At 58.1% G+C, this 527-nt stretch carries 1 pseudogene; it reads right to left on the bottom strand.

Going from position 1 to position 527, the window contains the following annotated elements:
* Positions 1-155: 155 nt before the first annotated feature.
* Positions 156-527, bottom strand: a pseudogene (locus ACNPN0_RS01760) (IS256-like element ISAar5 family transposase); the annotation flags it as partial.

The raw sequence follows: 527 nt of genomic DNA on the forward strand, positions 1-527 counted from the left end.
CCCCCCCGGGACATTATTTTTTTGCGCTTACCGGCATTGCCAGAACCTGGCGGGTAGTATCCGTGGCAACTGTTCAGCAATCTTTCGGGGCTATAGGCAATAAAGTGTGTCTGACCCGGGCGTGTTCCCGGGCCAGACAACCTTAAAACCCGGCTCTAGTAGATATTCCTCATCCACCCACTGCGAATGAATTGCCCATCCTCAGTGCTGGCGCCAGTGCCATAAAGCTCCGGGCCGATTGGTGCTTCATCAACCATGTGCTGCGCCCTCTTCTTCGCTTCGGGAGTGTAATGCTCCGGGCGCAACAGTGTCCGCAAGGCCGGGCGGTTCCCTTCATCCGCATGCGTCCAGCAGAACCACTCGCACGCCCGCCGGCGATGCTCAATGGGCATCCCTCGGTGATAGAAAATCATGGCCCGGATGCCGGAGTTCACCGCACCTTCAATCATGTTCGTCGTCGCGTTGATCCCCAAGCCGTTCAGATCTGTATCCAGGTAGGTGAACAGGTGCCCGCGTCGCAGGGCGTT

This window comes from Glutamicibacter sp. AGC84, assembly GCF_053543575.1.